Source organism: Stenotrophomonas sp. STEN038 (assembly GCF_056759895.1).
The window spans coordinates 13,122-31,852 of the sequence record NZ_JBRRDW010000009.1 but is presented as its reverse complement, the minus strand read 5'-3'; the positions used below and the strand labels follow the sequence as shown (position 1 = coordinate 31,852).

The window sequence follows — 18,731 nt, the reverse complement described above, 5'->3', positions numbered from 1 at the left end:
CGTTGCGGATCGGCTCATGGGCACGTTCGATTAGATGCCATGCCGGCCAGGTGCCGCCCACGGCTCCTTCTCCAAACGCAGCGCCAGGTAGTCGATCAAGGCCTGTACCCGTGCCGGCCGATGCAGGCCGGGCGGGGTGATGATGCTCAGCGCCAACGGTTCGACCTTCCAGTCGTCCATGGCGGTCTGCAGGCGGCCGTCGCGTAGTTGTTCCCAGACCAGGAACTCCGGCTGCAAGGCCAGCCCAAGCCCGGCCTGCAGGGCGGCATCGAATATGTCGGCATTGTTGGCCTGCAGTTGGCGCGGCACGGTCTGCGCGAACTCGCCGTGGCGCGGGTGGCGGAAGCGCCACGTATTTCCGCTGCGGGTGTAGCTGTACTGGAAGCCGCGGTGCTGGACCAGATCACGTGGATGGCTGGGGCGGCCGTGCGCCTCGAAGTACGCCGGCGACCCGACCAGCAGAATGCGTACCTGGCATAGCTGGCGTGCGCGCAGGCTGGAGTCGGCAAGCGTGGAGATGCGCAGCGCCATGTCGAAGCGCTCGGCCACCAGGTCCACCATTTGATCACTGAGCTGGATATCCAGTTCCACGTCCGGGTGCGCCTGCATGAACTCCGGCAGCAGTGGTGCCAGCCGCGACACGCCGAACGACATCGGTGCCGCCAGCCGGATCAGGCCACGCAGCGCTGCCGAACGGTCGGCTATTTCGGCTTCGACCGCCTCGCCTTCATCGAGAATGCGTACTGCCCGCTCCAAGGCCGCTTCACCCGCGGCGGTCAGCGACATGCGCCGTGAGGTGCGGTGGAACAGGCTGGTGCCGATACGCGTCTCCAGCCGGGTGATGGCCTTGGAGACGGTGGCCTGCGACAGCTGCAACTCCTCGGCGGCGCGGGCGAAGGAGCCGGCTTCGGCGACCTTGGCGAAGATCGCCCAGGCTTCCAGGTCAGGCAGGCGGTTCATGGTGGCGGCTCGCAGGGCAGGGTGGGGCGATCATGTCACAAATGGAAAGAATGCTTTTCCATACTTTCTATTCTCGGTATCGAGGTGCAGGCCTAGACTTTCCCACATCGAAACCCCACCGCCTTCAGGAGAACGCCATGATTGAACGTCGCCCATTTGCCAGCCTCGGTGGAGCCAATCACGGCTGGCTCGATGCCAAGCACCACTTTTCGTTTGCCGAGTACCAGGACAACAAGCGCATGAACTGGGGCGCGATGCGGGTCTGGAACGACGACATCATCCAGCCCGGCACCGGCTTCCCGGCGCACCCGCATGCCGAGATGGAAATCATCACCTATGTGCGCGAAGGCGCCATCACCCACAAGGACGACCAGGGCAACCAGGGCCGTACCGAAGCCGGCGATGTGCAGGTGATGAGTGCCGGTACCGGCATCCGCCACGCCGAATACAACCTGGAGGCGGGGGTCACCAAGATCTTCCAGATCTGGATCTTCCCCGACCAGCGCGGTGGCAAGCCGTCCTGGGGCAGCAAGCCCTTCCCCAAGGGCGAGCGTTCGGGCCGCTTCATCACCCTGGCCAGCGGCATGGAAGGTGACGACGATGCACTGCCGATCCGCGCCAACGCCCGCGTCCTGGGTGCCACGCTGAAGGCCGGCGAGAGCACCGAGTACCACTTCACCGACGCCAACCGTTACGGCTACCTGGTGCCGAACACCGGCAAGGTCGACGTCAGTGGCGTGCTGCTGGAAGCCCGCGATGGCGCCGCCATCACCGGCGAGACCAGCATCCGCATCACCGCACTGGAAGACTCCGAGCTGGTGCTGGTGGATACCGCGGCGCTGCAGTGAGCAAAAACCGGGGTCAAAGTCGGGTTATGTATCTCTACCCGATCAAGCTCCCGTAGACGACAAAGGCGGGGATATCCGCCAAAGCAGTTCACTTGAGCATTTGAGTCACCAGAATCCGACGCCAGACATCTGGTGTCGGTTTTTTTTTTGTAGGAGCGGCGTAAGCCGCGAAGCAGGAAGATCATCAGATGACACAGCTGCCAAGGGTTCAAGCAACGTCAGCTTCGCGGCTCACGCCGCTCCTACAGTTCCTGCAGCAAATGCAAGGCTGGTGGCATCCCCGGCCTCGCCTGCGGGTTCTGCACGGCATTTCTGACAGTTTCGTAATCTCCAGGTCAGGCCGATGACAGTTGCGTGCGCCTAGCCTGAGCACCTCTCCCGCAGGTGCCGGTCATGTCATTACTTCGTCGCTTCTCTCTCTCCGCTGCCGCCATGCTGCTGGCTGGCGTCTTCATGTCGGCCACGGCAATCGCGCATCCGCGGGTGCTGAGCTCCAGTCCTGCTGCCAACGCCGCCGTGGCCGCGCCAATCCAGATCGACGTGACCTTCAGCGAAGCCTTGCTCGCACGCGGCTCGCGCGCCGAGTTGTTCATGGGCCATGGCCGCTTGTGGATGAAGGTGGCAGTGGCGCCTGCGCAGCTACTTGCCGATGGCCGCACCCTGCGGACCGTGCCCACTGCACCGCTGGTGCCGGGCAACTATCGCCTGCAGTGGCGCACGGTGGGATCGGACAGCCACCCGATGAGTGGCGAGATCGATTTCAGCGTCAAGTAAGCAGGCCGGACGATGTCGGAGCCCTTTGTCTACGCGCTGCGTTTCATGTTGTATGTGGACCTGATGCTGCTGTTCGGCGTGCCGCTGTTCGCGCGCAATCAGCGGCTGGCACCGCTGCTGGGCTGGCGCAGTTGGGGCGTGCTGCTGGCGGTGGGGGGTCTGGTGATGGTGTTGTTGGACGCGACTCTGCGCATATCCACCTTGCTCGACATCGCACCGGATTCACTGGGTGTAGATGATCTGGCCTGGTTCATCGGTGCCACCACCGCCGGCCGCGCCGCCTTGGTGCGCGGCGCGGTGCTGGCCTTGCTGCTGCTCCTGTTGCTGCCGCGGCGTCAGCACGCGCGCCAACTGCTGCCACAGACAGCATTGGCCGCCATCGCGCTGGCCAGCCTTGCCTGGAATGGTCATGCCGGCGCCGGCGATTACCTGCAGGGCTGGCCGCGGCTGTTGGCTGGCATCATCCACCTGCTTGCTGCCGGTGCGTGGCTGGGCGCCATAGTGGCCTTGCTGAGCCTGCTACGGCGCAGCCAGCAACAGCCACAAGGCGAACGCGCAGCGGCGCTGTTGGCCGGCCTGCGCGGCTTCGCGCTGCCCGGCACGGTCATTGTCGTGCTGCTGGCCATTACCGGCAGCATCAGCTACATCGATCTGGGTGGCGCCCTGGCCAGCCTGACCGGCACCACCCATGGGCGCTGGCTGTCGTTCAAGCTGCTGTTGGTAGTCGGCATGCTGTTGTTGGCAGCGTTGCATCGTTGGCGGCTGGTGCCGGCTCTGGCTGCTGCGCTGCAGACCAGAGCAGCGCATCCATTGCGCGCGCTGCGCCGCAGCCTCGCGTTGGAAGCATTGCTGGCGCTGCTGGTGCTGGCATGTGTCGCCGTACTGGGTACGCTTGACCCTACCGCCTGAGCCAGCGCTGCTTCGAGGACCCGCAATGAAGTTGTTGATCGTCGAAGACGAACCCAAGACCGGCAGCTATCTGCGCCAAGGGCTTGAAGAGGCCGGCTATGTGGTGGATCTCGTTGCCGATGGCGTGGACGGGCTGCACCTGGCCAGCAGCGGCGACTATCAACTGTTGATTCTGGACGTGATGTTGCCGGGCATGGACGGTTGGAACGTACTGGCGCGGCTGCGTGATGCCGGCAATCCACTGCCGGTGCTGTTCCTGACCGCGCGCAGCAGCATTCCTGATCGCGTGCAGGGCCTGGAACTCGGCGCAGATGACTATCTGGTAAAACCCTTCGCCTTCGTCGAATTGCTGGCGCGGGTGCGCACCTTGCTGCGTCGCGGTCAGGTGCAGCCGCAGGCAGAGCGCATCGTCATCGCCGATCTGGTGGTGGATACCCTGCGTCGTCGCGTGCAGCGCGGCGAGCGCCGCATCCAACTCAGCCAGAAGGAATACGCCTTGCTGGAACTGCTGGCGCGGCGCCGTGGTGAAGTGCTGCCGCGCTCGCTGATCGCATCGCAGGTGTGGGACATGAACTTCGACAGCGACACCAACGTCATCGATGTCGCGGTACGCCGGCTGCGCGCCAAGATCGACGACGATTTCGCCGACAAGCTCATCGTCACCGTGCGCGGCATGGGCTATGTGCTGGAAGCGCCAGCCGCCGGTGACGATGCGTGACGCGGCGGCGCTCCATCGTCTGGCGGCTGACCGCACTGCTGGCCACGATCAGTGTGCTGGTGATGGCGGTGCTCGGCATCGCCATCGACCAGGCGGTGCGCCACAACTTCAATGCCCTGGACCGCGCCGAGCTGGAGAACAAGGCGGCACTGATCAGCGATATGGCGGCTACCGTACCGCCGCAGGAGCTCGGTCAGCGCCTGGGCGAAGCGCTGGGTCACCATCCGGATATCGCCTTCTGGATCGGTGATGCCGACGGCAACGCCCTGTTCTCCACCGCGCCGCCAAGCCTGCTGGCCTATGCGCGGCAGCATCCGTCGACGGCGCAGCTGCGGCAGCAACTGTGGCGTTTGCCAGACGGCAACCGGTTCATCGTCCTGCATCTGCGCCAGATGCAGCAAGGTCGTCCGCTGACCTTGTTGTTGGCGATTGACGGTGCCCGCCACGCGCCATTCCTGCGTGGTTTCCACCAGCTGCTTGCGGCCTGCATCGTGCTGGCGGCGGTGACCAGCAGCCTGCTCGGCGGCTACGTGGTACGGCGCACGTTGCGGCCGCTGCAGAACCTGGCCGATGAAGCCAAGCAGATCACCACCGAGCACCTGGACCGACGCCTGTCAGTGGGCGCGGCACCGGCCGAGCTCGATCACCTCGCGCAGACCTTGAACAGCATGCTGGCACGGCTGCAGGACGATTTCGTACGTCTGTCCGAATTCTCCGCCGACCTCAGCCATGAGTTGCGCACACCGATCACCAATATGCTTACCCAGGTGCACGTGGTACTGGCGCAGCCGCGTGACAACGCCGCCTATCGCGATGCGCTTGGTTCCTGCGCCGAGGAGATGCAGCGGTTGTCACGGACGGTGACGGACATGCTGTATCTGGCACAGGCGGAAACGGTGGATGCGTTGCCAACCCGGGAACGTGTGGCGATTGGCGGCTTGGTGGATACGCTGCTGGAGTTCTACGGTCTATTGGCCGAAGACAAACAAGTGCGCCTGCAGCGTGACGGCGATGCCGAACTGCAGGGAAATCGCCTGATGATCCACCGTGCCATCGCCAACCTGCTCTCCAACGCCATCCAGCATTGCCCGCCCGGCGGCGTGGTACAGATCCGCATCCGCAGCAGCGATGGCCGCTGCAGCATCGAGGTCAGCAATCCCGGTGCGCCGATTCCTGCCGAGGTATTGCCGCGATTGTTTGACCGCTTCTATCGTGCGGATCGTTCGCGCGGGCGCGGCCATGGTGAGGGTGCAGGCTTGGGTCTGGCGATCACCCGCGCCATCGCCCACGCGCATGGTGGGCAGGCGCAGGTTGCTTCAACAGCACAAGACACGGTGTTCAGTCTGCAGCTGCCGCTGGCATGAACGGCGCGCGTTGAAGCGTTAGGTCTTTTTACGTTTGCCTGTGCTCGCGCGAGGAGGCTTGCGGGCGCTGGCAGCGCGGCCAGTGTTGCTTTGCGGACTGCTGGCGCCCAGCTGCTCCATCCACGTCAGTACGTCCACGTAGGCGATGAAGTGCTGCAGATACTCCGGCGACAGCTCCTGCATCAGCGCCATTGCGCGGTAGGTGAGCACGCTGGAGTTCAAAGGACCGGCGTCTTCTGGCAACGAATCCAGGCATTGACGCAGCAGACTGTCGATGCGGATTCGGCTCCACAGCTGCTGGAATTCATCCAGTGCCGGCATCAGCACTCCTTCGGTGCTATCGCCAGTGTCGCTGTCGCCAGCTGCTGCGTTGGCGGTGCTCAGCGGCAACTGGTATTGCAGCGGATCTGCCTCCAGCTGCTGCAGCAGCAACTGCAGAGGGCTGCCGGTTCCGGTCTGTGCTGCAGGCTCCGCATCTTCAACCGCAACAAGCTGTGCATACGCGCCGGTCAGCTGCGACAGACGTGCATCCAGCTGCGCGCGCGCGCTGCCCGCATAGCGTTGTGCGCGCTGCGCCAGCGCAGCGATCAGCTCGAAACGTGGCGGATCAAAACGATCCGCGCCGCTTTCGCGCCATGCCTGCAGCTGTGCGAGTGCTGCGGAATCAGCAGGCATCATTGTGCGGCGTCGGCCTTGCCGTCCTGCTTGGGACGCGGGATCGGTGCGATCTCGACGCGACGGTTCTTTGCCCGTCCAGCTTCGTCATCGTTGCTGCTGACCGGCTGCTCGGCACCGAAGGCAGCGGCGAACACCGACTGCGACGGCACGCCATCGGCAATCAGCGTGCGGGTGACGGTGAGCGCACGCGCGGCCGACAATTCCAGGTTGTCGGCGAATCGGCCATGGACCACGCGCACCGGCTGGTTGTCGGTGAAGCCGCTGACCATCAGGATTTCCTCGCGTGCACCCAGATAGTCCCGCAGCGGCGCGGCGATGCTCTGCAGCAGCTCGCGGCCTTCCGGCTGCAGCTGGTCGGAGTTGAGTGCGAACAACACGCTGCCGCTGATGCCGATGCGCCCATTGATCACGGTGACGCGGCCAGCGGCCAAGGGTGCAGCCAGGGCCTGCTCCAGCGTCTTCAGCTTGGCGGTCTGTTCCTGGCGCTGCTTCACTTCCTCATCCAAGCGGTTGTGCAGCAGCAGCTGTATGCCGATCACGCTGGCCAGGATCAGCACGAAGGCGCCGAGCAGCACCGACATCAGGTCGCCGAACGCGGCCCAGGTGGTGGCGCTGGATTCGGCGTCGAATTCGATTTCGTCGCTCATCGCGCTCAGGCTCCGGCGTTGTCGCGGGCTTCGGCCAGCTGCTGCAGTTCGCCGATGATCTGCTTCTGCGAGAGCATGCTCAGGTCCACCACTTCGCGCGCCTGTGCGACGTAGTAAGCCAGCTGCTCATCGCTGCGCGCCAGCGACTTGTCGAGCGCGCTTTCGATCAGCTGCAGGCGTTCGTTCAAGGCTGCCGTGGACTGGCCGAACAGCTGCACCGCACTGCCGAAGGCATCGCCGAGGCTGGCCATTTCGACCGCGCTGGCGGTGACGTTGGCGGCGGCGTGGTCGAGCTTGCTGGTCTCGCTTTCAAGCTGGGTGCTGAAGCGGCCGCCAACGCGTTCGAGCAGATCGGCCGAGGTGCTGACCAGTGCGTCGACTGCGCTGCGCTGTTCGGTCGATGCGTGGGTGACCGCGCCGAGCAGGGTTTCCAGCGTCGACAGCAGGTGGCTGCGTTCTTCCAGCATGGCGGTGTCGCGGACCATGCTGTCGGACAGGTTCTGGCGCAGCTCGGCCACCACTTCGGCGGCGGCACGCGGTGCCTCGGAGGCGGTCTGCACCAGGCGCGAGATCTCAGTGATGGTGTCGCGGGCCTGAGCCTGCTGCTGCTCGCTCATGGCCTGGGTGGTCTGCGCGAGGCTGTCGCAGATCTGCTGCTGGCGCTGGGCGACTGCTTCGCCATTACGCTGCCAGCTGCTGTCCAGTGTGCCGACCATCGCCGTGAGTGCCTGCGACCACTGACCCAGACGCTGTTCGTCGCGCTCTGCGAAGGCGCTTTGCAGCTGTTCGTGCGACTGCTGCAGCGAAGACAGCAGCGACTGTGCGTGTTGCTCGAATGCAGACGACGCGCTCAGCAAGGCCTGTTCATTGCGCTGTGCAAGTTCGTCATGTGCGTCGTGCTGCTTTGCCAGCGCATCGCGCCACGCTTCGGCGGTACGGCCGACGTTGTCTTCCATGCGCGCGGCAACGCCGTCGATCAAGCTGTTGGAGCGTTGCTCGAAGGTGCTGCCGAACTGTGCAAGCGCCTGTTGCAGCTGTTCGGTCAACGCGCTGTTGCTGCGCTGTTGTTGCTCCAGTGCGCTGTTCCAGCTGCTGCCCGCAGTTGCGGCCGCACTCTGCACGGCGGCGTTGATGCCTTCCAGTTGCTTGTGCACGGCGCTGTCGATGCTGGCGTGCAGCGCATTGGACTTGTCAGCAAGCCCCGCCATGGTGGCATCAACGACGGGCTGCAGTGCGGCGCCAACCGCATTGGCCTGCTGGCTGATACCGGCCTGCATTGATTGCTGCAGTGATGCCGCCAGCTGCGTATAGGCAGCTTCAGTGCGCTGGTGGAATTCCTGCTGGCTGGCCTGCAGGCGTTCGTTGTTGCTCTGATGCTGCTGCTCAAGGCTGCTCATCATCGACTGCAGGCGCTCGACCAGGGTCGGCATCAACGCGTTCTGTTCTTGCAGCAGGCGGAAGGTCTCGCCGCGCTGGAAACGCTGCGAGTGCGTGCGCAGCTGGCTGGCGATGCCGGCATCCAGTTCCTGCACGGTCTGCGCGCGCTCACGGCGCAGCAAGGCCGACAGCAGGCCGAGCGCGGCCGAGCTGGCAACACCGGCAATCGAGGTGCCGAAGGCGAAGCCCAGACCCTTGACCGGTGCGGCCAGCGAGCTGCGGATCGCATCCAGGTCGGTAGCGCTTTCCAGCGCCAGGCCAGTGCCGCGCAAGGTCGCCATCATGCCGAGCAAGGTGCCGAGCATGCCCAGCAGCACCAGCAGGCCGACCAGATACGGGGTCAATGCAGGTGCGGGCAGACCGACGCGTTCGCCCTGTACGCGCAGCCGCACCGGACCGCGCAGGCCCGGCTGCAGGCGGCTGAGCCAGCCATCGAGGTTGTCTGCCGCCTCGCCGATGGCCGGCAAGGCCTGCTGCAAGGTGCTGGTGGCCTGGCGGTAGCGGAACAGTTCCACCGCGCCGGCCAGATAACAGGCGGCGATGATCGCGGCGACCACCGCGGCCAGCGGATGGGTGCCGGCATAGCCGACGCCGATCCAGCACACGGCCAGCAGGCCAACAAGGAAGACAACGACTGCAACGAGGTTTCTGGACATGAGGTACGGATTACCGGGTGCGTAGCGCTGCGAGCAGGCCATCAATGGGGTGGAAGCGGACATCCAGTTCGGCCAGCAGCGCGATGCGCAGGTCTTGCCGGAACGTGACCAGCCAAGGGCCGGTGGGTGCCGCGGTGGGTTCCGATGCGGTTGCATCGGCGGGGTCGTGCGCGGCTGCAGCGAGCAGCCGTTGGTAGTGCAGGCCGAGCAGCACCGGCACATGGGAAAGCAGACTGTGTTCGCGCGGGCTGAGGGTGGCTTCCATCACCGCGTCGACTTCGGCCAAGCGTGCCTTGGCCGGGGATTGCCGCGCCAGCATGTCACGCAGGCGGCCGCGCAGGCGACCGCTGGCGGTCTGCATGGCGCGTTGCTGACTCAGGTAGTGCTGGCGGTAGGGGGCAAAGCCGGGCGGCAGCTCGGCGTCGGCAGGGGCTGGGTTGCGCGGAGGGCTCAGGTCGATCTCGGCCTGGATGGCCTCGACCAGTTTGATCCGCACATTTGCGTATTCAGCATCCTGCGCCGGCGCGTAGTCGGCACCGGGTTCGGGCTCTGGCGGCGGGTTGTCCAGCGCCTTGGACAGGGTGATGGCACGGTTCCAGTCGAACCACTGCGCCAACCGCTCCGGCACCGCAGGCGCCGCAGGGGATGTTCCCTCGTCGTTGAATCGGGCCAGCAGGCGAATGAACGCCGGGCCCAGAACGGGCGCCCGTTCGGATGCTTTCGCCATGGTCCTGACTAAAAATTGGCCATTTTACATGCTGGCGCAAAGCGCGCCTTGGGCTGGGTATTCAGGCCTCGGCTGGCGGCACCAGCGCGGCTGGCAGAACAGGCAGTGCCAGCGATGTTGTTGCGAATGGTTATTATTTACTATAATCGGCACATCAGCCGCTGCCTGGGCAGTCAGCCAATACTTCTGTCTGTGCAGGTTGATCCGTGTCCCTCCCCCGTATTTCTGCCGGCCTCCGTCCGGCCTTGCTGTCCCTCGCCGTCGTTTCGGCCCTGTTCCCGCTTGCTGCCATCGCCGCCGAAGCCGAAGCGGCTGCCGACGCGCAGACCCTGGATGCGGTGCGGGTCAATGCCTACCGCACCACTGGCCACACCTCCGGCGCGACCAAGACCGATACCGCCATCGCTGAAACCGCACAGTCGGTGTCGGTGATCGCGCGTGAGGAGCTGGACGCACGTGGCGTGCAGAACCTCAACGAAGCAATGCGCTACGTGGCCGGCGTGTCGCTGGAAAGCAGCGGCATCGACAACCGCGTCGATGATTTCCGCATCCGCGGCTTCGATGCCGGCAGCTGGGCCAACAACGTCACCATCGACGGCATGCGTGCGCCGCAGGGCAGCCAGTGGAACCGCAGCATGGTCGACAGCTGGAACCTGGATCGCGTGGAGGTGCTGAAGGGCCCGTCAGCGGTGATGTACGGGCAGGTGGCTCCGGGCGGCATGGTCAACCAGGTCAGCAAGACGCCGGTGCCGGACCAGCAGCAGGTGCTGCGTCTGGGCATCGATGGCAATGGCCAGTACAGCAGTGCGTTCGACGTTGGCACCGGAACGGATGACAACCGCCACCTGCTGCGCCTGGTCGGCCTGTATCGGGACGGCCAGACCCAGATCGATCGCACCGAGCAGCAGCACTGGTTCCTTGCACCCAGCTACACCTTCCAGATCGCCGAGCGCACGCGACTGACCCTGCTCGGCCTGTACCAGAAGGACGACGGCGGCTCGACCTACCAGTTCCTGCCGATGGCCGGCACGCTGCGGCCCACCGCCTACGGCTACATGAAGAACACTACCTTCATCGGCGAGCCCAACTGGAACACCTTCGACCGCACCATCTGGACCGCCGGTTACCTGTTCGAGCACAGCTTCAACAGCAACTGGACCCTGAGCCAGAGTGCGCGCCATACCGATGTCGAATCGGTATTCCGCACGGTGGTGACCAATGGCGGCCTCAACACTGATGGTCGCACCCAGAAGCGCCGCGCAACCTGGGGCGAAGGCGACTCCAAGGGCGAGACCGTTGATACCCGCCTGACCGGCAAATTCAGCACCGGCATCGCCGAACACACCGTGCTGGTTGGTGTGGATTGGCAGAAAGCCGATTGGACTGGCGCACGTGGCGCGATGACCAACCCGGCCGATATCGACATCTTCAATCCGGTCTATACCAACTACGTGCCGGTCACCACCAGCATCAATTACAGCGGCGGCATCAACCGCCAGACCGGTGCCTACCTGCAGGACCAGATCGCCATCGACAAGTGGCGGCTGACTTTCGGCGGCCGTTACGACTGGACAAAGGACGACACCTGGACCCAGGCATATACCGTGGCCACCAACACCTACCGCGCAGTGGTGCCGACCAAGGTCAAGGACAAGTCGTTCACCGGCAATGCCGGCATCCTGTACGTGGCCGACAACGGCTTGACGCCGTACCTGAGCTACGCCGAGTCATTCCAGCCGGCGGCCACCAACGTCAACATGAGTTACACGCAGACGCCGTTCGACCCGGTGACCGGCAAGCAGTGGGAGGCAGGGCTGAAGTATCAGCCGGCTTCGTTCGATGGCCTGCTGACGCTGTCGGCCTACGACCTGCGCCAGCAGAACATCGTCACCAATGATCCGATCAAATCGCATAACACCTGCGGCGCCGCCGGCAACAGCGACTGCCAGGTGCAGGACGGCGAAGGTCGCGTGCGTGGCGCCGAGCTGGAAGGGCGCATCACTCCGCTGGAAGGCTTCAGCCTGATCGGCGCAGCCAGCTGGATGGACTCGGAGGTCACCCGCAGCAACAACGGCTATACCGGCAAGCAGCTGGCAATGGTGCCGGACTGGACGGCGGCGTTGTGGGCCGACTACACCTTCCTCGCCGGTGGCCTGGAAGGCCTGAGTGTTGCGGCCGGCGTGCGCTACAACGGCCGCAGCTATGGCGACAGCGCCAACCTCTACCTGATCCCCTCCTACACCTTGTGGGACGCAGCGATCCGCTATGACGCCGGCCAGCATGGCGCGGTCGGCACGCAGTTCGCGCTCAACCTGAGCAACCTCACCGACAAGCGCTTCGTCTCCACCTGCGGCGGCGTGTCGTCCTGCTACTACGGCACCGGCCGTACCGTCACCGCCACCGCACGTTTCAGTTGGTGATCCCCGCGCGGAACCTGCGCATTCGTGCAGGTGCCGCGAGCGCGTCCAGCGAAGAGCCAGACATGATGAAGACTTCCTATCGCATGCGCGCCAGACATTGGCGCGCGACCACGCATCGCAGGCAGGCAGCCTGAACCTGTGGCTGGGACTCGCCGGCACCTTGGCCGGCACCATTGGCGGACTGCTGCTGTACGTCGCTTCGCCACAGCAACAGCTGCGTGCCGCCGGACCGTGGCCGAAGCGGCATGCATGGTGGCCGGGCACGTTGCTGGTGCTGCTGTCGCTGTTGGCACTGTGGCCGCTGCTGGCGCCGCTGGAGGCAATCGCCAGCTGGTTGGTGTTGCTGATGCTGGTGTGGTCGCTCGCGCCGTTCCTTGGTGCGTGGCGCGCACGCGTGCGTGCGGGGCGGTCGGCATGAGCACGACGAAACCGCGGCTGGAAAGCCGCCATTGGTTCGGCAAGACCTGTGCGGGCGTGGTACTTGGGTTTGGTTTGGCGCTGTCGCTGTCGGGCCTGTTCGCGTGGCTGGGCCCAGACGGCATCAATGCCGGCGGCGGCAAAAACCAATTCAACATGTGGCTGATGGCACCAATCTGGGCGACGGTGCTGTCCTTCGTCTACCTGTTCCGCAGCAGCCTGCGTGCCTGGCTGTGGTTGGGCGCGGCCAATGCGCTGGCTTTCGCCGCGCTGTGGCTGGTGCGTGGAGTGATGTCATGAAGGTGGCTGTATGAAGATCCGCAGCGACATCATCAAGGTCTACAAGGATGTACATATCTGGATCGGCATCGTCAGCGGGCTGATGCTGTTCATCGCCTTCTATGCCGGCTCGGTCACCATGTTCGAGAAGCCGCTGGAACGCTGGGCGACACCGCCTTCCACCTTGTCGCCAGCACCGTCGCTGCAACAGGCCGACGCGCTGGTGGCCGCGGTGCTGGCCGAACACCCGAAGGCCGCATCGCGTTACTTCGTGTCGGTGCGTCCGCACGCCGATCAACCGGCGCGGGTGTACTGGCAGGAGCGCGCCCCCGGCCAGGGCCGGCGCCAGTTCACCGAGTACGGCGCCAGCTTCGCCGCCGACGGCAGCCTGCAGGTGGCACAGACGCGCAAGGCACCGGTGGCGCAGCTGGTGGATACGCTGCACCAGCTGGTCGGCCTGCCATTCCCGGACAAGATCGCGCGGCCGATCATGGGCGCGGTGGCGATGGCGTATGCGGTCGCCCTGGTATCGGGCCTGATCGTGTTGCTGATCACCTTGAGCAAGGATGTATTCGCGCTGCGCATCGGCAAGAACATCAAACGCATGTGGTTGGATGCACACAACGCCCTGGGGCTGTTCAGCCTGCCGTTCCACATCGTCATCGCGCTGACCAGCGTGGTGTTCGCCTTCCATGACCAGTTCTACGATGCACAGGGCGCGGTGGTGTATCCGCAAGGCATCGAGTGGAACGAGGAGCACGCCGAAGCGCCGGGTGGAGCCGCAGTACTGCCGGCCGCCGAGTTGCTGCGCCGGGTGGAGCAGCAGCTGCCGGGCTTCGAGGTGCAGAGCTTCGGCTTCCAGAACAAGGACGGCCATGTTGAAGCAACGGTGACCGGGCTGGATATCCGCCATGGCACGCGTGCGCGTGTTTACGCCAGCACGCATCTGGATCCGTATAGCGGTGAGGTGGATGCGCATGACCTGCCTGGCCACATGGATGGCTGGAACGGCGCGGTCAATGCGTTCTTCGCGCTGCATTTCGGCAGCTTTGGTGGCAACCCGGTGCGTTGGTTGTACCTGCTGATGGGCCTGGCTGGCGCGGCGCTGTTCTACACTGGAAATCTGCTGTGGGTGGAATCGCGGCGACGCAAGCGCAAGGGCACGGAAACGCCGATGCAGAAGCGTTCGGCCTGGGTGTTGGCCTGCCTGACGGTAGGTGTGTCGCTGGGTTGCGTGGCCGGCATATCCGCCAGCATCGCCGCGACCAAATGGTTGCCGTCGCTGGTCACCGATCTGAAGGCCTGGCACACCGGCATCTATTACGCGCTATTCGTCGCCGCCATCGCCTGGGCATTCCTGCGTGGGGCACCGCGCGCTGCGGTGGAGCTGCTGCGTTTGAGTGCGCTGTGTACGTTGGCGATTCCGCTGTCGAGCATTGCCGGTGCTTTGGGAATCGGCGGAAGCTGGTACCACGCAGGCAGTTGGCCGGTAGACCTCACCGCACTGCTGTCAGTGCCGGTGATGCTGTACATCGCAAGGCGTACGCAGATGCGCCTGCAGCAAGGCCATACCGACAGCGTCTGGGCGCAAGGTAGTGCCGAGCCATGCTCGGCAGAGGCCGTGCCGGGACCTCAACTGTAGGAGCGGCGTCAGCCGCGAAGCTGGCAATACTGCAATTACCGAGGTGTCTGCGAGCTGATGGATCATCAGCTTCGCGGCTTATGCCGCTCCTACAAAGGCTTATAGGTCGCGGGTGACGCCCCTGCCGAGCATGGCTCGGCACTACCCTCACTTCGCGTGGCGCTTCATCAGCTCCAGCAATACCTCGGCCTCCTGCGCGCGTTTGGCCGGGTCCTTTTCCGCGACGACATGGTCGCTCAGGTGCCCGGCCATCACTTCCAGCATCAGTCCGTGCATGGCGCCCTTGGTGGCGGCGATCTGCACCAGCACGGCGTCGCAGTCGTCGCCGCTCTCCAGCGCTTGTTCCAGGGCGGCCACCTGGCCGGCGATGCGGCGTACCCGGGTCAGCAGCTTTTTCTTGTCGCGTTGGATATGAGCCATGACTGGCATCATATACCCCTTGGGGGTATAGAATCACGCCGTCCTTCCCCCAACCCACAGCCATGCAACTCGCCGCGCTCGCCCAATCCCGTCGCCACAGCCATGCCTTCAGCGAAGGCAATCCGATGGCGGAGAAAAACACCCGTCGGGCGATGGCGCTGACCGTGGTGATGATGGTGGTGGAGATCGCCGGCGGCTGGTGGTTTAACTCGATGGCGGTGCTGGCCGATGGCTGGCATATGAGCTCGCACGCCTTGGCGCTTGGTCTGGCGGCGTTTGCCTATGCCTGTGCCCGGCGCTATCGCGATGACCCGCGCTTTGCCTTCGGCACCTGGAAGATCGAGATCCTGGCTGGGTTCACCAGTGCGATCCTGTTGCTGGGGGTTGCCGCGATCATGGCCTTCGAGTCCATCCTGCGCGTGTTCAAACCCAGTCCCATCCATTACCAGCAGGCCATTGCGATCGCGGTGGTCGGCCTGTCGGTGAACCTGCTGTGTGCATGGTGGCTGCGCGATCAACACCATCATCATGGTCACGATCATGGGCATGACCACCACGCGCATGGCGGCCACCATCATCATCACCATGACCTGAACCAGCGCTCGGCCTATCTGCATGTGCTGGCGGATGCGGCGACCTCGGTGCTGGCGATCATTGCCCTGCTCGGTGGCCTGTACTTCGGCGCCTCCTGGCTGGATCCGCTGATGGGCATCGTTGGCGCGGTACTGGTGTCGGTCTGGGCCTGGGGCTTGATCAAGCAGACCAGCGGTGTGCTGCTGGATGCGGAAATGGACGCGCCGGTGGTGGCCGAGATCCGCGAAGCGGTGGAGCAGGGCGATGTGCCCGCGCACATCAGTGACCTGCACGTCTGGCAGGTTGGCCGTGGTCGCTATGCCTGTGCGATGGAAGTGGTGACCGAAACGGTGGTAGCGCCGGAGGTATTCCATCGCGCATTGGCGATCCACGAAGAGATCGTGCACGTGACGGTTGAGGTGCGTAGTGCCGAGCCATGCTCGGCAGAGGTTTTACCGGGAAACCAATTGTAGGAGCGGCGTCAGCCGCGAAGTTGGCAATGCTGCAATGACCGATGTGTCTGCAATCTGAGGTGCCTTCAGCTTCGCGGCTGATGCCGCTCCCACAAGCGCTGATGGATTGTGGGTACAGCCCTTGCCGAGCATGGCTCGGCACTACAGGGCTGGGTGGTGCTAGATAACCCGCAGGGTGATCGCCTTCAACACCGCGCGGGTGCGGTCGCGGGTGTCGAGCTTGTCGAGGATGGTCGACACATAGTTCTTCACCGTGCCTTCGGCCAGGAACAGGCTGCCGGCGATCTCGCGATTGCTGTAGCCGCCCGCCATCAGCCGCAATACCGCGACTTCTTTCTGGCTGAACAATTCCTTGGGCGCGTCATCGGCGTGGTAGCGATAACGCTGCCGCACCGCGTCGGTGCTCACCGGCTGCAACAAGGTCTGTCCGGCGATGGCGCGCCGGATGGCGTCGTGCAGATCTTCCGGCGCCGCATCTTTCAGCAGGAAGCCTTGTGCACCGGCTTTGGTGGCACGCAGCAATAGATCACTCTCGTCGAAGGTGGTCAGGAACACACAAGGTGTTTGGTCGCCGCTTTGACGCAGGGCCTTCAAGGCTTGGATACCGTCCATGCCCGGCATGCGGATATCTGACAGGATCAGCTGTACCGGTTGTTGCGCCAGTTGTTCGAGCAAAGCTTCGCCGCTGTCGGCCTCGAACACGATGGTGATGCCAAGCTGCTGCAGCAAAGCACGCAGGCCGGCGCGGATCAGGGCCTGGTCGTCGACCAGGGCAATGCGGGGGGACTCGTTCATGCCGGCAATTGCACACGAATCTGCAAGGCACCGGAAGCGGCACGTTGCAATTGGAAGCGGCCGCCCTGTTCGTCGATCCGCTCGCGCATGCCGGTGAGCCCATTGCCTGCGCGCGGCTCGCCCCGTAGCTGGCCATCGTCTTCCATCGCCAGCAGCAGCTGTCCATCGTGGCGCCGCAGGGATACCTGCAGGACCTTGGCATCGCTGTGGCGGGCGCTGTTGGTAAGGGCTTCCTGCACGCAGCGCAGGATGGTTTCGGCTTTGGCGGTGTCGCTGAGCTGAACGTCGTCATCCAACTGCAGCTGCAGGCGCGGGCGCGGCAAAGGGGCGGCCAGCGCGTGCAGGGCGGTGTCCATGTCGAGCTGGCCGCTGTCGCGCAGGCAATGCACCACGGCGCGGATATCGCCAAGCAACTCGGCGGACAGCTGTTCGCACAGGGCCAACTCGGGCGCGGCATCGGCGCGTGCGGCTAGCGCGCGCAGATGCAGGCGCAGGGCAGTGAGCTTGTGCCCGGCGACATCATGCAGCTCACGCGACAGCCGCAGCCGCTCCATGTCACGGGATCTTTCAGCGAGCAGGGCGCGGGTGGCCAGCAGGTCGGCATTGACCAGCGCCAGCCGGTCGCGCGCCTGCTCGGCGCTGCGCGCGTAGTGCGTGGTAAGCATGGCGAAGGCCTGGAAGCCGGCAAAAATCAGCACCACCGCGCCGGGGTGGCCATGGCTGCCACGCAGGACCAGGTACATGCCCAGATTGACCAGCAGCATCACCACCAGCGTGGTGCGCAGTGGCCAGCTCATGGCCACCTGCGCGGCCAGCATCACCAGCAGGGCCGGGGCCACGCCGCTGCTGGCGGCCAGACGAATCACCGCCAGCGCTGCCACTGCCTCGACCAGCAGCGCCACGCTGCGCTGTGGCGAGGGCCGCTCGTAGCTGGCGGCAAACAGGAACGCGAGCAGGAACAGGAGGGCACTGCCCCAGCGCAGTGCGAGCTGCTCGGCGGAGCCATAGGGCAGGGTGGCCGCTACCGCCAGCCAGGTCAGCAGGCCGGCGAGGTTGAGCGGGTGCAGCAGCCTGTGCCAGCGCGAGCGGGGAGTGATTTCCATGCACGCATGCTGGTGGGCGCAGGCGCCTTTCGACAAGGGGGTAACTGCAGAAAGTGACTTCCGGCAGGGTCCAGCAGTGACCGGCGCGACTGCCGTGCGTGCGTCCGCACGCGCACGCTGTGCACAGGCCATCGCACTTCGCCGGCCGTCACTGAAGAGAGCTCCCAATGCCCGGATATTCCCTGATCGTCGCGCTGCATGTGCTGGCTGGCGTGGTCGCCCTGGTCGGCTTCTGGTCGGCGGCGTTCATGAAGAAAGGCTCGCCCCGGCATCGCTTGCTGGGCAAGGTGTACCTGGTGGCGATGGCGGTGATCGTGGTTACCGCGCTGCCGATCACCGTCCAGTTCGCCTTCTTCCGCCAGCAGCCGTTGTCGGCCTTGTTCCTGGCCTACCTGATGGCGATCACCGGCAATGCGACATGGTTGGCGTGGCGCGCGGTCACCGACAAGCGCGACTGGAAGCAGCTGGTGTCGCGACCGGGCTGGCATCTGGCGCTGTGGCCGATGGTGATCCTTGCGTTGGTGGTGGTGGGCACCGGCATCCAGCACCGTCAGCCCCTGTTCCTGGGCTTCTCGTCGATCGGCCTGTGGGTGGGCTGGCGCATGCTGAAGTTCGCCCGTCGCGGGCCGTCGCGTCCGGACTGGGCATTCCGCCAGCACTACCAGTCGATCCTGGGTGCAGGCATTGCCACCCACGTGGCCTTCCTCGGCATCGGCATGCGTCCGGTATGGCAGTGGCTGCACAGCCACACCACGGTGCCGGCATTGCTGATCGAGCTGTTCCCGTGGGCGGCACCGTTGCTGGTGGCGGTATTGGTCGGCGTCTACCTGGACCGCAAGTACGGCGGTCGGCGGGTGGCCAAGACGGCGCAGTGAGTTGCGGGTGTTGGTA

18 protein-coding genes and 1 pseudogene are annotated in these 18,731 nt (G+C 64.9%); 11 read left to right on the top strand and 8 right to left on the bottom strand.

The features are described 5' to 3' along the window. Positions 1-30: 30 nt before the first annotated feature. Positions 31-960, bottom strand: coding sequence for a LysR family transcriptional regulator (locus tag ACVOLS_RS05490; RefSeq protein ID WP_481544802.1), 930 nt, complete (start codon positions 958-960; stop codon positions 31-33). A 137-nt stretch (positions 961-1,097) separates the two neighbouring features. Between ACVOLS_RS05490 and ACVOLS_RS05485 the strand changes: the two genes are divergently transcribed. The 5 genes from ACVOLS_RS05485 to ACVOLS_RS05465 all read left to right on the top strand — a co-directional run bounded on the left by ACVOLS_RS05485 (position 1,098) and on the right by ACVOLS_RS05465 (position 5,573). Next, the gene (locus tag ACVOLS_RS05485; protein WP_481544801.1) at positions 1,098-1,808 is read left to right on the top strand and encodes a pirin family protein; all 711 of its coding nucleotides are present in this window, start codon (positions 1,098-1,100) and stop codon (positions 1,806-1,808) included. 393 nt (positions 1,809-2,201) lie between these two features. Then, positions 2,202-2,582, top strand: a complete 381-nt coding sequence (locus tag ACVOLS_RS05480) for a copper resistance protein CopC (protein ID WP_481544800.1) — start codon at positions 2,202-2,204, stop codon at positions 2,580-2,582. Positions 2,583-2,594: 12 nt separating this feature from the next. Next, a complete protein-coding gene (copD, locus tag ACVOLS_RS05475; RefSeq protein ID WP_481544799.1) occupies positions 2,595-3,491 on the top strand; it encodes a copper homeostasis membrane protein CopD in 897 nt (298 codons plus the stop codon). 25 nt (positions 3,492-3,516) lie between these two features. Next, complete coding sequence (locus tag ACVOLS_RS05470; protein WP_481544798.1) at positions 3,517-4,209, top strand: heavy metal response regulator transcription factor; 693 nt, start codon at positions 3,517-3,519, stop codon at positions 4,207-4,209. Beyond that, positions 4,206-5,573 (top strand): heavy metal sensor histidine kinase, encoded by a 1,368-nt coding sequence (locus ACVOLS_RS05465; RefSeq protein ID WP_481544797.1) that lies wholly within the window; start codon positions 4,206-4,208, stop codon positions 5,571-5,573. The genes ACVOLS_RS05470 and ACVOLS_RS05465 overlap by 4 nt, the downstream gene beginning before the upstream one ends. A gap of 18 nt (positions 5,574-5,591) precedes the next feature. Here the strand turns inward: ACVOLS_RS05465 and ACVOLS_RS05460 are convergent, their stop codons facing one another. Genes ACVOLS_RS05460 through ACVOLS_RS05445 form a run of 4 tightly spaced genes read right to left on the bottom strand, consistent with a single transcriptional unit; the run spans position 5,592 to position 9,718 of the window. After that, on the bottom strand, positions 5,592-6,248 hold the full coding sequence (locus ACVOLS_RS05460) for a DUF2894 domain-containing protein (protein WP_481544796.1): 657 nt from the start codon (positions 6,246-6,248) through the stop codon (positions 5,592-5,594). Continuing rightward, a complete protein-coding gene (locus tag ACVOLS_RS05455) occupies positions 6,248-6,898 on the bottom strand; it encodes an OmpA family protein (protein ID WP_303748166.1) in 651 nt (216 codons plus the stop codon). The genes ACVOLS_RS05460 and ACVOLS_RS05455 overlap by 1 nt, the downstream gene beginning before the upstream one ends. A 5-nt stretch (positions 6,899-6,903) precedes the next feature. Continuing rightward, positions 6,904-8,991 carry a DUF802 domain-containing protein gene (locus tag ACVOLS_RS05450; RefSeq protein ID WP_481544859.1) on the bottom strand — a complete coding sequence of 696 codons (2,088 nt, stop codon included), beginning with the start codon at positions 8,989-8,991 and terminating at the stop codon, positions 6,904-6,906. 10 nt (positions 8,992-9,001) lie between these two features. Then, positions 9,002-9,718 (bottom strand): DUF3348 domain-containing protein, encoded by a 717-nt coding sequence (locus ACVOLS_RS05445; RefSeq protein ID WP_481544795.1) that lies wholly within the window; start codon positions 9,716-9,718, stop codon positions 9,002-9,004. Positions 9,719-9,924: 206 nt separating this feature from the next. Here ACVOLS_RS05445 and ACVOLS_RS05440 point away from each other — a divergent pair, with 206 nt between their 5' ends. The 4 genes from ACVOLS_RS05440 to ACVOLS_RS05425 all read left to right on the top strand — a co-directional run bounded on the left by ACVOLS_RS05440 (position 9,925) and on the right by ACVOLS_RS05425 (position 14,476). Next, positions 9,925-12,138: a TonB-dependent siderophore receptor gene (locus ACVOLS_RS05440; RefSeq protein ID WP_481544794.1), complete on the top strand. Its 2,214-nt coding sequence runs from the start codon at positions 9,925-9,927 to the stop codon at positions 12,136-12,138. Between the two features lie 97 nt (positions 12,139-12,235). Then, positions 12,236-12,556 (top strand): hypothetical protein, encoded by a 321-nt coding sequence (locus ACVOLS_RS05435; RefSeq protein WP_481544793.1) that lies wholly within the window; start codon positions 12,236-12,238, stop codon positions 12,554-12,556. Next, entirely contained in the window at positions 12,553-12,855 is a 303-nt protein-coding gene (locus ACVOLS_RS05430) for a hypothetical protein (protein WP_481544792.1), read from the top strand. Before ACVOLS_RS05435 ends, ACVOLS_RS05430 begins: the two co-directional genes overlap by 4 nt. Positions 12,856-12,865: 10 nt before the next feature. Then, positions 12,866-14,476 (top strand): PepSY-associated TM helix domain-containing protein, encoded by a 1,611-nt coding sequence (locus tag ACVOLS_RS05425; protein ID WP_481544791.1) that lies wholly within the window; start codon positions 12,866-12,868, stop codon positions 14,474-14,476. A 147-nt stretch (positions 14,477-14,623) separates the two neighbouring features. On the opposite strand, the gene ACVOLS_RS05420 is transcribed toward ACVOLS_RS05425, so the two are convergent. Continuing rightward, positions 14,624-14,896: a metal/formaldehyde-sensitive transcriptional repressor gene (locus ACVOLS_RS05420; RefSeq protein ID WP_481544790.1), complete on the bottom strand. Its 273-nt coding sequence runs from the start codon at positions 14,894-14,896 to the stop codon at positions 14,624-14,626. Positions 14,897-14,958: 62 nt separating this feature from the next. On the opposite strand from ACVOLS_RS05420, the gene dmeF reads away from it, so the two are divergent. Then, positions 14,959-15,942 (top strand): CDF family Co(II)/Ni(II) efflux transporter DmeF, encoded by a 984-nt coding sequence (gene dmeF / locus ACVOLS_RS05415; protein WP_481544789.1) that lies wholly within the window; start codon positions 14,959-14,961, stop codon positions 15,940-15,942. 159 nt (positions 15,943-16,101) lie between these two features. Here dmeF and ACVOLS_RS05410 read toward each other — a convergent pair whose 3' ends face one another. Together ACVOLS_RS05410 and ACVOLS_RS05405 are read right to left on the bottom strand one after the other, a co-directional pair. Continuing rightward, complete coding sequence (locus ACVOLS_RS05410) at positions 16,102-16,737, bottom strand: response regulator transcription factor (protein ID WP_481544788.1); 636 nt, start codon at positions 16,735-16,737, stop codon at positions 16,102-16,104. After that, positions 16,734-17,967 (bottom strand): annotated as a pseudogene (locus ACVOLS_RS05405) (sensor histidine kinase). Before ACVOLS_RS05405 ends, ACVOLS_RS05410 begins: the two are co-directional and overlap by 4 nt. A 40-nt stretch (positions 17,968-18,007) precedes the next feature. On the opposite strand from ACVOLS_RS05405, the gene ACVOLS_RS05400 reads away from it, so the two are divergent. Beyond that, positions 18,008-18,715: a DUF2306 domain-containing protein gene (locus tag ACVOLS_RS05400; protein WP_481544787.1), complete on the top strand. Its 708-nt coding sequence runs from the start codon at positions 18,008-18,010 to the stop codon at positions 18,713-18,715. Positions 18,716-18,731: the final 16 nt, after the last annotated feature.

What these genes read in the sequence shown, in the direction of transcription:
- ACVOLS_RS05490 (WP_481544802.1), bottom strand. Translation starts at nt 960, where the DNA reads ATGAACCGCCTGCCTGACCTGGAAGCCTGGGCGATCTTCGCCAAGGTC.
- ACVOLS_RS05485 (WP_481544801.1), top strand. Translation starts at nt 1,098, where the DNA reads ATGATTGAACGTCGCCCATTTGCCAGCCTCGGTGGAGCCAATCACGGC.
- ACVOLS_RS05480 (WP_481544800.1), top strand. Translation starts at nt 2,202, where the DNA reads ATGTCATTACTTCGTCGCTTCTCTCTCTCCGCTGCCGCCATGCTGCTG.
- copD (WP_481544799.1), top strand. Translation starts at nt 2,595, where the DNA reads ATGTCGGAGCCCTTTGTCTACGCGCTGCGTTTCATGTTGTATGTGGAC.
- ACVOLS_RS05470 (WP_481544798.1), top strand. Translation starts at nt 3,517, where the DNA reads ATGAAGTTGTTGATCGTCGAAGACGAACCCAAGACCGGCAGCTATCTG.
- ACVOLS_RS05460 (WP_481544796.1), bottom strand. Translation starts at nt 6,248, where the DNA reads ATGCCTGCTGATTCCGCAGCACTCGCACAGCTGCAGGCATGGCGCGAA.
- ACVOLS_RS05455 (WP_303748166.1), bottom strand. Translation starts at nt 6,898, where the DNA reads ATGAGCGACGAAATCGAATTCGACGCCGAATCCAGCGCCACCACCTGG.
- ACVOLS_RS05450 (WP_481544859.1), bottom strand. Translation starts at nt 8,991, where the DNA reads ATGTCCAGAAACCTCGTTGCAGTCGTTGTCTTCCTTGTTGGCCTGCTG.
- ACVOLS_RS05445 (WP_481544795.1), bottom strand. Translation starts at nt 9,718, where the DNA reads ATGGCGAAAGCATCCGAACGGGCGCCCGTTCTGGGCCCGGCGTTCATT.
- ACVOLS_RS05430 (WP_481544792.1), top strand. Translation starts at nt 12,553, where the DNA reads ATGAGCACGACGAAACCGCGGCTGGAAAGCCGCCATTGGTTCGGCAAG.
- ACVOLS_RS05425 (WP_481544791.1), top strand. Translation starts at nt 12,866, where the DNA reads ATGAAGATCCGCAGCGACATCATCAAGGTCTACAAGGATGTACATATC.
- ACVOLS_RS05420 (WP_481544790.1), bottom strand. Translation starts at nt 14,896, where the DNA reads ATGGCTCATATCCAACGCGACAAGAAAAAGCTGCTGACCCGGGTACGC.
- dmeF (WP_481544789.1), top strand. Translation starts at nt 14,959, where the DNA reads ATGCAACTCGCCGCGCTCGCCCAATCCCGTCGCCACAGCCATGCCTTC.
- ACVOLS_RS05410 (WP_481544788.1), bottom strand. Translation starts at nt 16,737, where the DNA reads ATGAACGAGTCCCCCCGCATTGCCCTGGTCGACGACCAGGCCCTGATC.
- ACVOLS_RS05400 (WP_481544787.1), top strand. Translation starts at nt 18,008, where the DNA reads ATGCCCGGATATTCCCTGATCGTCGCGCTGCATGTGCTGGCTGGCGTG.